This is a genomic window from Brevibacillus invocatus, from assembly GCF_003710915.1.
Lineage (GTDB): Bacteria > Bacillota > Bacilli > Brevibacillales > Brevibacillaceae > Brevibacillus > Brevibacillus invocatus.
Map to the genome: position 1 here is coordinate 22,101 of NZ_RHHR01000043.1, position 12,003 is coordinate 34,103.

At 49.1% G+C, this 12,003-nt stretch carries 11 protein-coding genes and 1 pseudogene; 9 read left to right on the top strand and 3 right to left on the bottom strand.

Annotated features, from left to right (window positions below; all coding sequences use genetic code 11):
* The first annotated feature begins 34 nt into the window (after positions 1-34).
* The 4 genes from EDM52_RS20045 (at position 35) to EDM52_RS20060 (ending at position 4,436) form a co-directional block, all read left to right on the top strand.
* Positions 35-1,045, top strand: a complete 1,011-nt coding sequence (locus EDM52_RS20045) for an ABC transporter substrate-binding protein (protein ID WP_122910723.1) — start codon at positions 35-37, stop codon at positions 1,043-1,045.
* Between the two features lie 95 nt (positions 1,046-1,140).
* Positions 1,141-2,151, top strand: coding sequence for a FecCD family ABC transporter permease (locus tag EDM52_RS20050; RefSeq protein ID WP_122910724.1), 1,011 nt, complete (start codon positions 1,141-1,143; stop codon positions 2,149-2,151).
* Positions 2,144-3,184: a FecCD family ABC transporter permease gene (locus EDM52_RS20055; RefSeq protein ID WP_122910725.1), complete on the top strand. Its 1,041-nt coding sequence runs from the start codon at positions 2,144-2,146 to the stop codon at positions 3,182-3,184. The genes EDM52_RS20050 and EDM52_RS20055 overlap by 8 nt, the downstream gene beginning before the upstream one ends.
* Before the next feature lie 40 nt (positions 3,185-3,224).
* Positions 3,225-4,436 carry an MFS transporter gene (locus tag EDM52_RS20060; RefSeq protein WP_122910726.1) on the top strand — a complete coding sequence of 404 codons (1,212 nt, stop codon included), beginning with the start codon at positions 3,225-3,227 and terminating at the stop codon, positions 4,434-4,436.
* A gap of 42 nt (positions 4,437-4,478) precedes the next feature.
* Here EDM52_RS20060 and EDM52_RS20065 read toward each other — a convergent pair whose 3' ends face one another.
* Both EDM52_RS20065 and EDM52_RS20070 read right to left on the bottom strand, forming a co-directional pair.
* Positions 4,479-4,829 (bottom strand): hypothetical protein, encoded by a 351-nt coding sequence (locus EDM52_RS20065; protein ID WP_122910727.1) that lies wholly within the window; start codon positions 4,827-4,829, stop codon positions 4,479-4,481.
* Positions 4,826-5,077 carry a stalk domain-containing protein gene (locus EDM52_RS20070; protein ID WP_148038786.1) on the bottom strand — a complete coding sequence of 84 codons (252 nt, stop codon included), beginning with the start codon at positions 5,075-5,077 and terminating at the stop codon, positions 4,826-4,828. The genes EDM52_RS20065 and EDM52_RS20070 overlap by 4 nt, the downstream gene beginning before the upstream one ends.
* Before the next feature lie 95 nt (positions 5,078-5,172).
* Here EDM52_RS20070 and EDM52_RS20075 point away from each other — a divergent pair.
* From EDM52_RS20075 to EDM52_RS20085, 3 genes and pseudogenes are all read left to right on the top strand, one after another.
* A pseudogene (locus EDM52_RS20075) lies at positions 5,173-5,868 on the top strand (iron-containing alcohol dehydrogenase).
* A 146-nt stretch (positions 5,869-6,014) separates the two neighbouring features.
* On the top strand, positions 6,015-6,614 hold the full coding sequence (locus EDM52_RS20080; RefSeq protein ID WP_122910729.1) for a TetR/AcrR family transcriptional regulator: 600 nt from the start codon (positions 6,015-6,017) through the stop codon (positions 6,612-6,614).
* A 93-nt stretch (positions 6,615-6,707) separates the two neighbouring features.
* Positions 6,708-7,859 carry a thiolase family protein gene (locus EDM52_RS20085; RefSeq protein ID WP_122910730.1) on the top strand — a complete coding sequence of 384 codons (1,152 nt, stop codon included), beginning with the start codon at positions 6,708-6,710 and terminating at the stop codon, positions 7,857-7,859.
* A gap of 115 nt (positions 7,860-7,974) precedes the next feature.
* Here EDM52_RS20085 and EDM52_RS20090 read toward each other — a convergent pair whose 3' ends face one another.
* Positions 7,975-9,327 carry a hypothetical protein gene (locus EDM52_RS20090; protein ID WP_122910731.1) on the bottom strand — a complete coding sequence of 451 codons (1,353 nt, stop codon included), beginning with the start codon at positions 9,325-9,327 and terminating at the stop codon, positions 7,975-7,977.
* 354 nt (positions 9,328-9,681) lie between these two features.
* On the opposite strand from EDM52_RS20090, the gene EDM52_RS20095 reads away from it, so the two are divergent.
* Both EDM52_RS20095 and EDM52_RS20100 read left to right on the top strand, forming a co-directional pair.
* Entirely contained in the window at positions 9,682-10,713 is a 1,032-nt protein-coding gene (locus EDM52_RS20095) for a zinc-dependent alcohol dehydrogenase (RefSeq protein ID WP_122910732.1), read from the top strand.
* Positions 10,714-10,844: 131 nt separating this feature from the next.
* Positions 10,845-11,897, top strand: a complete 1,053-nt coding sequence (locus EDM52_RS20100; RefSeq protein ID WP_122910733.1) for a TRAP transporter substrate-binding protein — start codon at positions 10,845-10,847, stop codon at positions 11,895-11,897.
* Positions 11,898-12,003: the final 106 nt, after the last annotated feature.

A 12,003-nucleotide genomic window follows, 5' to 3' on the forward strand; every position in this document is an offset into this window, starting at 1 on the left:
TCAATCTAAGCGGTTATACGAGGAGAGAGACAGAATGTGGCACGCAAAACATGCACTTTTTACGCTGGCAACCTTTTTATTGTTGATGTTCGTCATTGCCGGTTGCGCTTCATCTGAACAGGGAGGAGCGGCTAACCCGCCTAAGCAAGAAGTGGCACAGGAACAGGCAACAGCAGGGAATCAGGAGAAACAAGGAACTGCTGAAGAACAGGTCAGGGTGGTTCAACATGCGATGGGCAGTGCAGAGATCAAGGGTACCCCGCAAAAAGTAGTTACCCTCTATCAAAGTGCTACGGATGCAGCCTTGCTCCTGCAAGTGAAGCCTGTGGGAGCGGTGGAATCAATCGTGGAGAAGCCTTGGTATCTCTACATACGTGAACAGATGGAGGGAGTGACCAACGTTGGCGCGGAAACACAGCCCAACCTGGAAGAAATCATTGCCCTGCAGCCAGATCTCATCATCGCTACCAAATCCCGTCATGAAAAGATTTACGATCAATTATCAGCGATCGCACCTACTGTTGTAGAAGAAGACCATTATCATTGGAAGGCCACCCTGAGTCTTGCTGCCAATGCGTTGAATAAAGAGGAAGAAGAGAAAGCGTTCATGGCAGAGTGGGACAAGAAAACTGCCACCTTCAAAGAAAAAATGGGAGATCAATTAAACACACAAGTATCGATCGTCGACTTTCGAGCGGATCACACCCGCATTTTCTATAAAACTTTTCCCAATCTCGTGCTAGATGATCTGGGCTTATCGTCCGCGCCCGATCAGAATAGTGATGATTTCGTGAAGCTGACAACGAAGGAAACCATTCCTCAAATGGATGCAGATGTCATCTTTGATATGACGAGCATGGATCGAGATGACGGTAGGGTAGACACCCGAAAGGATTGGACCAGTCACCAGCTGTGGAAGAACTTGCGTGCGGTCAAGAACAATCGTGTTTATCAGGTAGATCCTGTGATATGGACCAACGGCTCTGGACCGATTGCGGCTATGAAAATGGTAGACGATGTCTATACGTATTTTGAAGTGAAGTAGGAACTGCGAACAAGCGAGCAGCCGGGGGTGATCGTCTCATGAATCACCCCCTGGTCATGTGGAATGAATCAAGCCATACATAAGGATGAGAAAGAATGATTCGAATACACCAAACATCCTGGAAAGCTGTAGGTCTCGTTTTGGGTCTTTTTTTGTTTGTGCTTTCCTTTATTTTCAGCATCGCGCTCGGGGTGACCCCGATCAGCTTCGGGACCGTTGTCGAGTCGTTCGTCCACTATGATGAGGCATCCAATGAGCATGTGATTATCCAGACCACCCGGCTTCCCCGCGCATTCATTGCTACTGCTGTAGGAGCCAATCTGGCCGTAGCCGGCGCACTGATGCAGGCGTTGACGAGGAATCCGTTAGCCTCCCCGAGTATTCTCGGCATCCATGCAGGCGCAATCTTTTTTGTCGTGTTGGGCATTACCTTTCTGTCCGTTACTTCACTGGCACACTTGACGTGGTTTGCCTTTCTTGGCGCTGGCATAGCAGCTGTAGCTGTTTACTATATCGGCTCGATTGGGAGGACTGGCCTGACTCCTATCAAAATCGTGTTGGCCGGGGCAGCGATCTCGGCGCTGTTTGGCTCCTTTACTCAAGGGATGCTGGTGGTCAACGAAGCGGGTTTGCAGGATGTGTTGTTTTGGATGGCGGGTTCTGTCTCCGGGAGAACGACGGATATGCTGTTGCCGGTCTTGCCTTATATGCTCTGCGCGGGAATTTCCGCTTTTGCTTTGGCGCATCCCTTGAATATTCTTACTTCAGGGGAGGATGTTGCGAAAGGATTGGGGCAGCGCACGGTTTTTGTCAAACTCGCGATCGCAGTCACCGTGGTTTGTTTGGCTGGAAGCTCGGTTGCAGTAGCGGGCTCGATCGGTTTTATCGGACTGGTCGTTCCACATTTAGCCCGTTTTCTAATCGGAGTGGATTATCGCTGGATTATTCCGTATAGTGCTGTGCTTGGAGCTACGCTATTGCTTCTGGCGGACATCGTTTCCCGCTTTCCGATTCAACCGGAAGAGATTCCGATCGGCGTGATGACAGCATGTATCGGAACACCTTTTTTTATCTACATGGCACGGAAGGGGTTGCGCAATGAATAAGCTGATCGCCTTCCGAAGTAAAAATGGGACCATCTCATTTCTTGCAGAAAAAAGAACGTTAGTTGTGCTCCTGGTGTTAGCGCTTCTCACCATTGCTTTTTGTGTCATCAGCATCGGGATGGGAAGCAAATACATCGATCCGGTAGAAACGCTCAAAACCATGCTGGGTCAAGGAACGGCACAGCATGTACTGGTGTTGGAAACCCTGAGGCTCCCTCGCGTCATTGTGGCTGTTCTCGTCGGAGCCGCTCTGGGGATTTCCGGGGGAATCATGCAAGGCATCATCCGCAATCCGCTCGCTTCCCCCGATATCATGGGCATCACAGGGGGGGCCGCTCTTGCGGCAGTCGCTTTTATTACCTATCTTTCTGGAACGATCAGTATGAAATGGCTTCCTGTTGCCGCATTTACAGGAGCGGGCTGTATTTCTATTCTGATCTATGGATTGGCGTGGAAAAAAGGAGTGACGTCGATCAGGCTCGTGCTGATCGGGATTGGAATCGCGGCGGCGGTAGGATCCTTGACCACATTAATGATTGTTTTCAGCCCGATCAATGCAGCCAGTCAGGCCTACATTTGGATGACGGGCAGTATTTATGCAACGACCTGGAGCCATGTGTACGCATTGCTGCCCTGGGTGATCGTGTTTATTCCCCTGGCTCTGATCTTTTCGCGTACTGCCAATATCCAGGAATTGGGCGATGATATTGCAAAAGGCTTGGGATCTGCCGTACAGAGGCACCGCTTTGTTTTGCTGCTGATCAGTGTGGCGTTGGCGGGTTCAGCTGTAGCGGTTGCCGGAACAATCGGGTTTATCGGCTTGATTGCTCCGCATATCGCAAGAAAGCTGGTCGGTCCTGCTTTTGGCAGTTTCCTTCCGGTTGCGGCGCTCACAGGCAGTCTCATCCTCTTGATCTCGGACACAGCAGCCAGGACAGCCTTTTTGCCTCTCGATATTCCCGCAGGGGTATTTACAGCGGGGATTGGTGCTCCTTTCTTTATTTACCTGCTTTATCGAAATCGCAATTCATAGTGAAGCAAGGAAGCACGTCAGAAAGGAACGATCCGGTCCAATGGAGGAGTGGAAGCGAAACCTGATCATTTTGTTCGTAGGACAGTTTCTTGTCAATGCTTCAATGAGCACCGTCACCCCTTTTTTGCCATTGTATTTGCAGCAATTAGGGATGAAGGACCCGGAGGAGGTTCGACTCTGGACGTCTCTCATCTTTGGAGCGAACCTTCTGACGGCATTTCTTTTTTCTCCTGTCTGGGGGAAGCTCGCCGATCGTTATGGCTGTAAAATCATGCTTATCCGCTCTGGCTTCTCGATGGCTCTCATCATCACCTTGATGGGCTTTGCTACGGATCATCTCCATCTGTTGCTACTTCGGCTGTTAAACGGCATGCTGGCAGGATTCATTCCGGCTGCTATCGCTTTGGCAGCTACGAACACACCGAAGGAGAAGACCGGGTATGCATTGGGGATTCTACATTCCGGGGCGGTGGCTGGAACCATCTGTGGTCCCTTGTTAGGTGGATGGATGGCTGACGTGTTCGGGATGAGTGCCGTCTTTTCCTATACCGGATTATCGATTTTCCTCGCTACGCTGATCGTGATTTTTGGGGTCAAGGAGCATTTTGAAAAGAGAGAAGGGCAAGTCAAGACGAGTCTCATAGAGGATTTCAGGATCATCATTTCCAAAAAGCCGATTCCCGCTTTGTATTTCTCGGGTTTCATGATCCGCTTCGCGATGGTCGGGACATTGCCCCTGATTCCGCTCTATGTTCAGGAGCTGGCGCCAAGTCATCAAAATTTAGCGTTCTTGGCGGGTTTGACCACCGCTACGCTGGGTATCGCCAACATGATTTCGGCGCCAAAGCTGGGGAAGCTCGGGGATAGATTAGGTTCGCACTATATTCTCATTTTCACGGTAGCGGGGGCGATTCTCTTTTCGATTCCGCAAGCATTCGTACAACATTTGTGGCAGTTCATTGCGTTGCGATTCTGCACGGGCTTGTGCCTTGGAGGAATGACGCCTTCGCTCAATGTTTTGCTTCGCCATCATGCACCGGAAGGAATGGAGAGCAGGACGTACAGCTATTCCAATTCGGCTTTGTTTCTCGGAGGGATGTCGGGATCGATCGTCATGGGGGTCACGGCATCTGCGTTCGGTTTGCCGATGATCTTTCTTGGCTCTGCCTTCCTTTTATTCCTGAATCATGTTTGGATGAGATGGACCATTCTGCCTCAGATTCAAGACCAGCAGAAAGGAAAAACAGCGTAAGCTCGGTGATCGACCGGCTTGCGCTGTTTTTTCTTCCTGTATCTATTCTTTCTCTACAACAATTTTTACAGCCTCAGCAATCGGTGGAAGGCTTCTCGTCATTTTCGGGCCATAGAAACCGAACACCTTTGCTCCCTTTTCTAGATCGTCAACCTGGATCGGCTGGTTGTCCTTGGTTCCAATGATTGGTGTATCGTCAGTCAGTGTCAACGTGATATGCTCCACAGATTGATCCGACAGCTTTTCTCCTTTGATGGTCAATTGCGTGTGTCCATCTGCAGTAGTCGTAACCTCAGTGACTTCTCCGGAGGTTCCCAGCATTTCCAGTGCGTCAGTGCTGTCCTTGACGACGATTTTTGTAGCACTTGTGATCGGCGGGAGGCTCGCGGTCATGATCGGACCATAGACAGTGCTGCACCGAGTGTCATATTCATTTTTGCGATGTTGTATTGATCTTCGCCGATCTTGATCATATGGAAATGAGGACCTTTGGTCAGCTCGATCGACTTGTTGTTTTGGTTCCAGCTAAGCTTGTAGCCGAGCTGTTCCGCGATGGTGCGTACAGGCACCATGATCTCGTCTTGCTTTTCGCTTACGTAAACAGCGGATTCCTCAGGAGAAAAGCCTTTTCCGTTAATCACCAAAAGAAAAGCTAGGCCTCCTTCTGCATAATCCTGAGGTAGATCTTGATTCGCCTTCAGAATTTGGATTCCCTGCGGATTGGACACAAATAATCATGTACGGCAGGGAGGCATTTCAAAAGATCGGAAAAGAAGCAGCAGCCGCTCACGCGAAAAAAGCACTGATCATTACCGATTCCATCATGACAAAGCTTGGTTATGTCGAGCAATGTGGACAGCTCCTATCATCCCGCATATTGCCATTCCCACAACCGCAGGAACCGGCTCGGAAGCCACCGATGTCACCATCATCACGAACACCGCTACTGACGTCAAAATGATGATCAAGCACCCTGCATTCATGCCAACCATCGCCATCGTCGATCCTTACCTGACCTGCTCGGCGCCACCGCCTGTCATCGCGGCTACAGGCGTCGATGCTCTCTGCCATGCTGTAGAAGCGTTTCTATCCAGAAAGGCACATCCCATGACTCATACCCTTGCCCGATCCGCTATCACACATATCACCAGCTCCTTGCAACGCTCCTATGATGATCCGCATGATCTGGATGCCAAAGAGGGTATGTGCATCGGCTCGCTGCAGGCCGGCATGGCTTTTTCCAACGCATCTGTCACCCTGGTACACGGGATGTCTCGTCCAATCGGCGCCCTTTTCCATGTCCCACACGGCATTTCCAATGCATGATGCGCTAGCGAGTGGAAGCCCTGGAAACAATCCGAGAGTACCGTCGAAGGAAGAAATCGTGGAGCTTTACCTGACCTGCTACGATTACGCTCATTCGCTCAGCTAAAATAGAACACTGCTGCTTAGGAACGATGAAGCAGCAGCGTTTTTTTTCGACTGGCAAGACGTAAATGTCCATATTTACAATGGGATATACTGGATGTATAATGAAAACAAACCGATCGGTCTTAAAGGTATGGAGGGTAGCTTTCTATGACGTATCGCAAGGGTGAACAAACCAAAGCCTTGATCGTGCAAAAAGCATCCACCTTGTTCAATTGCCAGGGTTATGCGGCGTCCTCAATATCGGATATCATGCACGAGACAGGACTGCGAAAGGGAGGGATCTACAACCACTTTCAAAGCAAGGAAGAACTGATGCTCAGTGCTTTTTCCTATTCGACCGAAACCATGACCCATTATTTTACAGAAGCGCTGACTGGTGCAAAAGGGTGCATGGAACGCCTTCTTGCCATCGCATCCGTATTCGAAGGGCTAGCCAAAGGTAAGTTCATGCCTGGGGGCTGTCCGGTGATGAATGCCGCTATCGAGGCAGATGATGCCGATCCTTTGATGCGCCAGCAAGCCATTCATGCGATGGACCAATTGCTGGGAGCGATTCGTGGTGTGATCGAGTCTGGCAAAAGAAAGGGTGAGGTCAGGGAGGATGCTGATGCCGAATACGTGGCGGCGATGTTTATATCCATGCTCGAAGGAGCCTTGATGCTGAGCAAGCTATATGGTGATCCGGTGTATATGGAAAGATCCATTCGGCATCTGAAATCATTTTTGACTGAAGAACTGGGTAGTTGATGAAGATAAAAAATAAAAAAAGAAGCCGCAAAGGGCTTTTTTTCGGGCGAAAAAAGGACCGATCGGTCTTTAAAAATAGAAGGGGGCATAACGATGAAATCGAATCATGATGCAGTGATTGTGGATGCCGTACGCTCGCCAATCGGAAAAAAGAATGGAGCTCTGAGCCAAACCCGCCCAGACGAGCTTGCTGCGCAGGTACTTCGAGCCTTGGTCGAACGAAACCGCTTGGACCCGGTACTTGTCGAGGATGTCAAAATGGGATGTGTCACACAGGTAGCAGAACAGGGCGGAAATATCGCTCGCCTGGCATCACTGATTGCAGGCTTTCCTGTGGAGGTTTGCGGGGTTACCTCCAACCGGGCGTGCGGCTCCAGTCTGGAAACCTTGAATCAGGCGGCACATGAGATACTGGCAGGCATGACGGATGTGGTGATTGCAGCAGGTGTCGAGAGTATGAACCGAGTAAAAATGGGCATTGACATGACACAACTAAGTGATAAACTCTTTGCCCAATACGAGATGATTCCACAGGGTATTTCAGCGGAACGCATCGCGAAGCAATGGGACCTGTCCCGCCAAGACATGGATCTTTACTCGCTGAACAGTCATGAAAAGGCTCTGCGGGCTCAAGCCGTCAATCGGTTTGCGCAAGAAATTGTACCTGTCCGTGCGAATACGGCAGACGGTCAACAGATGGACTTCCTCATGGTTGAATCTCCGCGTGAAACATCCCTGGAAAAAACGGCAGCACTGAAGCCGGCTTTTTTACCGGAGGGATCGATCACCGCAGGTAATTCCAGTCCGATCAATGATGGAGCATCGGCAGTCCTGCTCATGTCCCGCCAACGAGCAGAGGAGCTGGGCTATCGGCCACGAGCGCGTGTGGTGGCTACAGCGGTGTCAGGAGTCGATCCCACGATCATGCTGACAGGCATTATTCCGGCTACGCGAAAAGTGTTGCAAAGGGCGAGGCTGGAGCTGGAAGACATCGACTTGTTCGAAGTGAATGAAGCTTTTGCTTCGGTCGTTCTCGCCTGGGAAAAAGAGATTAAGCCTGATCCGGCAAAAGTGAATGTCAACGGAGGAGCACTTGCACTGGGACATCCACTCGGTGCTAGTGGCACAAGACTGATTGCCACGATGCTGCACGAGCTCGAAAAAAGAGAAGCGCGTTACGGTCTTGCCACGCTTTGCATCATGCATGGGATGGCTGTAGCTACAATCATCGAGCGTGAAGGCTAAGTAAGTAGGGGTGAAACACGTCCCATATGCATAAAAAAGATGGCTTCTGTTGAATGCAGAAGCCATCTTTTTTTGCTGTATCAATACGACTGCAAGGGTAGCCTTCCAGACCGGATCAATAAAAAATCTTTTCTACCCCAAATGCTACTACAACGCTGATGAGCATGAAACAAATGGCAAACCCGACATTCCATCTCGTGATTAGGAAAGGGTTGATTCTAAGCTCGCTGCCCATCAGCGAAACCGACAAACTGAACGGACCGTACATAACCGTAGCCAATCCGCAGGTAATCAGGACGACTGCGAGTGGCAAGGTAGCGACATGCGGGAGAATCGGTACCAAAAACTCCGCCAATAACGTAAGCGAGATCAACGGATGGAAGCCGATGAATGACGTAAGCAAATAATACCCTGCGATCAGCAGATAGAGCAGGATCGGCGTCTCAGCGGCCTCCTGAATAATCGGCTGCAGGAACGACAGCAATCCGGAAATCGAAAGAACCCCGACAAAAAAGCCTGCACTCAGAAACATGAAAAAGTAGTCGGCCAAGCCTTTCGTTCTTTGCTTCCAATAAGGAATGGTTACACGAAGATAGCTCTTGGTTTTCTTGATCATCACGGACCACAGGATCGAGAAAGGGATCAGGAGCAGAACGACAGAGAAAAGAAAGCCTTTCTCCAGCGTTTGCTGAATCCAGGATACGACCAGCACGAAAACGATCAGCATGCCAAGCATCTGTGCCACTTTTTTATTCACATTTTTGTAGTTGATCTCCTGGGCCAATTCAATCGTCAATGGCAGGTTTTTGTAAGTAAACCCCGAAATGGCAAAATCCACGGCAATCGCAATGACGACGATCCCGAGCACAATCGGTAGGATAAAATGATAGGAAGCTCCCGTAATGTCAATCGCACGGCTGACGAGCACCTCCATTGGACTCCATGTCAGGCAAATCGCATAGGCACGCAAGAGATTGGTGCAAAAATACTTATTCTTCATCTCTTCGGAAAATGCCTGAAGGGATGGCTTCAATGATCCGATCAACAGCGGGAGTGTCGCCATATTCAAAAACACACCGAGAAAGTGGCTGACCAGAAAGCTCCGTTTGTAGAGCGTCGTAAAACGGGTGACACGATCGCGCAAAAGCTGGCTCAAGCTCTTATCGTAACGCCCAATGCGAATGAGCGAGTTGATAAAAGGGAGGACCAAAAACAGCGAGAGCAGACCCAGCATGGATTGAAAATGAAGCAAAAACGTGTACCAGGGAAGGCCATTGAACACAAACAAAATGACACCTAGCGTAAGAAAAATGAGTCCCGTAATACGATAAAGGCCATTCGTGTGAAAAAAGGAAAAAATGAGTGCGACGATTGCGATGACACCAATGGTGTAATTTAGAGCCAGAAGTGGGACAAACTGAGACAGCATGTACAGCGCGATCAAGGTTGAATAGAGCAGTGTACGCATGATGTGACATCCTTTCATAAACAAAACATTAGCCGAATTCAGAACATTTTGTTGACAACGCTTTCATCGGGAGAATATAATCCAATTAGATCGATCTAATCAACTCTGGTTGCCAAATGCAAGAATTCGGGTAGGGCATGGAAGAATCTCTCTATTCTATTAGATCGATCTAGTAAAGTCAACACGTCGTTTTCACGATCAAATGATGATTGGACTACAGGCAGGTCAGGATTTTTGATGACATGCTTTGGACGATCATATATTTTTTAATCATTGTTAGATCGATCTAATAAGAGTGGAAAACGAATCAAGAGCACAACTGATCTACAATCGACAACATGGTGGTGGGATAAGGTGTTGGAGTTATTTTTAAAGAAACCAAACGAAATGGAATTGAGAGACGTAGAAACGCTTCGCACACCTGTAGGGGACGAAGTGAAGATCAAGGTCATGTACGGGGGGATTTGCGGATCGGATCTGAGTGTCTTCCAGGGAAAGCTGAATCATGCCAAGTATCCGTTGCGTCCAGGACACGAGCTGGTGGGAGTCGTCATCGAAGCAGGAAGCAGCGCTGCCTATCAGGTTGGAACGAGGGTTGTCATTTTGCCAAATACGTATTGTGGCAAATGCGTTCCATGCCGCAGGGGCGAAACCAATATCTGCGAGAAAAAGGAATCGCTCGGAGTCACGGTGGATGGCGGGTTTTCCCAGGAATTTCTCATCTCCTCCAGGTATGTGATGGACATCCCAGACGATCTTCCTGATGAAAGAGCCGTCATTATTGAGCCCTTCGCAGTCGTTGTTCACGCCTTCAAAAAAGTGAACATTACAAAAGAAACCTCCGTTTGTGTCGTAGGGTGCGGCAACGAAGGCATGCTGGCTGCTGCACTGGCTTATCATTTGGGAGGTCGGGTGACAGCGATTGACATCAATCCAAACAAGCTGGAGTTCATTTCCAAGGTAGGAGAGATTCGCGCTGTTTTGCCAGAAGATTTGGACAATGAGACATTCGATGTCGTCTTCGAGGCTGCAGGTACCAAAAGCTCGGTCGAGCAGGCGGTACACCTGGTTAGACCCGGAGGAGCACTCGTGGTAATCGGGCTCGCGAAGGAAGCCAATCTGCCTGTAGCGCATGTGGTTCGTAATGAACTCACGCTGTATGGAACCATCATTTACAACTTTCCTGCTGATTATCGAGAAACCATTGAATACTTGCGTGACCCGACATTCAATGGAGCTTCCATCGTATCCAAGATTCTTCCCTTTACTAAGTATAAAGAAGCTTTTGAAAGCGCTCTATCAGGGGATTTTGGAAAGATTGTATTGGATTTCAATAATATTGAAATCGCCGATGGAGGACAGGAAGAGTCTACCGCTAAAAAGTAGCGGGTCACCATGCACATCAATTCACTGCTATGGAGGAGGGGGATCGGGGTGACCAGATCGAGATAAAAAGAGGATTGGTGTTTGGAGCGCGTGATTACAAGACAAAGAAAAAAAGATGAGGTGGATTTTGCATGAAAAAGTTCGTCATTTTCTCTGTACTTACCTGCATGTTGGCTCTCGTCGGATGTTCGTCGCAATCATCTAGTCCTTCAGCTTCACCAACCCCTGCTCCTGCTGCCAATGGAGCCACGCCGGCAGAAACAGCTGCGCCGAAAGTGATGAAGCTGGCTGTTGTAACGGCGAAAGAACGTTCTTTAACGAAAGGATTGGAGAAGTTTGGAGAAATCCTGGAGAAGGAATCAGGCGGCTCCATTAAAGTAGAGGTTTACGCAGACGGACAGCTGGGTGGAGACCGTGCCGTTTTTGATGCCATGAAAGTGGGTACGATTCAAGGCTCGACCATGTCTAGTGGACCCATCGCAGTAGATGTCCCTCGCTTCACTGCATTGGACCTGCCTTTCCTGTTTAAGGATGAGAAGACAGCCTATGAAATTCTCGATGGTTCGATTGGAAAAGAGCTGCTTGATGAACTACCAGCGGTTGGGGTCATTGGATTGAACTACTGGGAAAATGGCTTCCGCAATCTGACCAATGGAAAAAGAGATGTGCGGACTGTAGAGGATATTAAAGGATTGAGAATTCGGACTCTGGAGAATGAACTGCACATTGATATGTGGAAGGAAATGGGCGCCATTCCTACACCGATGGCATTCACCGAGCTGTTTACCGCGTTGGAGCAAGGTGTAGTGGATGGTCAGGAAAACCCGGCAGGCAACGTGACCTCATCCAAATTTTACGAAGTGCAAAAATACTATACGAAGACAGGCCACATTTACAATGCAAGCCCATTCTTGATCAGTAAAAAATTCTGGGATTCCCTCTCTGACAAAGAAAAAGAAATGGTGACCAAGGCTGCCGATGAAGCGAAGGACTTCCAGCGTCAATTGAACCAGGAAGAAACCAGGACGGCAGAAGAGTATTTGAAGAATAGCGGCATGACGGTCACTGAGCTGTCTGCTGAAGAAAAACAAGCATTCTACGAAAAAGTGCAACCGATCTACCAAAAGTACTCTGCTCAATTGGGTGAGGATTTCGTGAAAAAATTGATGGATGCCAACAAGTAACGCTTTTGTGTGAAGGTCGAAAGGAGGACAAACCCTGATCCTCCTTTCGATGTTTCTACCCCCGATGTCAGCATCGTCATTTCTTCATAAGCACAGCGGTGATATG

Excerpts from the sequence above, each read along its gene's own strand:
- EDM52_RS20100 (WP_122910733.1), top strand. The coding sequence starts at position 10,845 with ATGAAAAAGTTCGTCATTTTCTCTGTACTTACCTGCATGTTGGCTCTC.
- EDM52_RS20090 (WP_122910731.1), bottom strand. The coding sequence starts at position 9,327 with ATGCGTACACTGCTCTATTCAACCTTGATCGCGCTGTACATGCTGTCT.
- EDM52_RS20080 (WP_122910729.1), top strand. The coding sequence starts at position 6,015 with ATGACGTATCGCAAGGGTGAACAAACCAAAGCCTTGATCGTGCAAAAA.
- EDM52_RS20065 (WP_122910727.1), bottom strand. The coding sequence starts at position 4,829 with ATGACCGCGAGCCTCCCGCCGATCACAAGTGCTACAAAAATCGTCGTC.
- EDM52_RS20045 (WP_122910723.1), top strand. The coding sequence starts at position 35 with ATGTGGCACGCAAAACATGCACTTTTTACGCTGGCAACCTTTTTATTG.
- EDM52_RS20055 (WP_122910725.1), top strand. The coding sequence starts at position 2,144 with ATGAATAAGCTGATCGCCTTCCGAAGTAAAAATGGGACCATCTCATTT.
- EDM52_RS20060 (WP_122910726.1), top strand. The coding sequence starts at position 3,225 with ATGGAGGAGTGGAAGCGAAACCTGATCATTTTGTTCGTAGGACAGTTT.
- EDM52_RS20085 (WP_122910730.1), top strand. The coding sequence starts at position 6,708 with ATGAAATCGAATCATGATGCAGTGATTGTGGATGCCGTACGCTCGCCA.
- EDM52_RS20050 (WP_122910724.1), top strand. The coding sequence starts at position 1,141 with ATGATTCGAATACACCAAACATCCTGGAAAGCTGTAGGTCTCGTTTTG.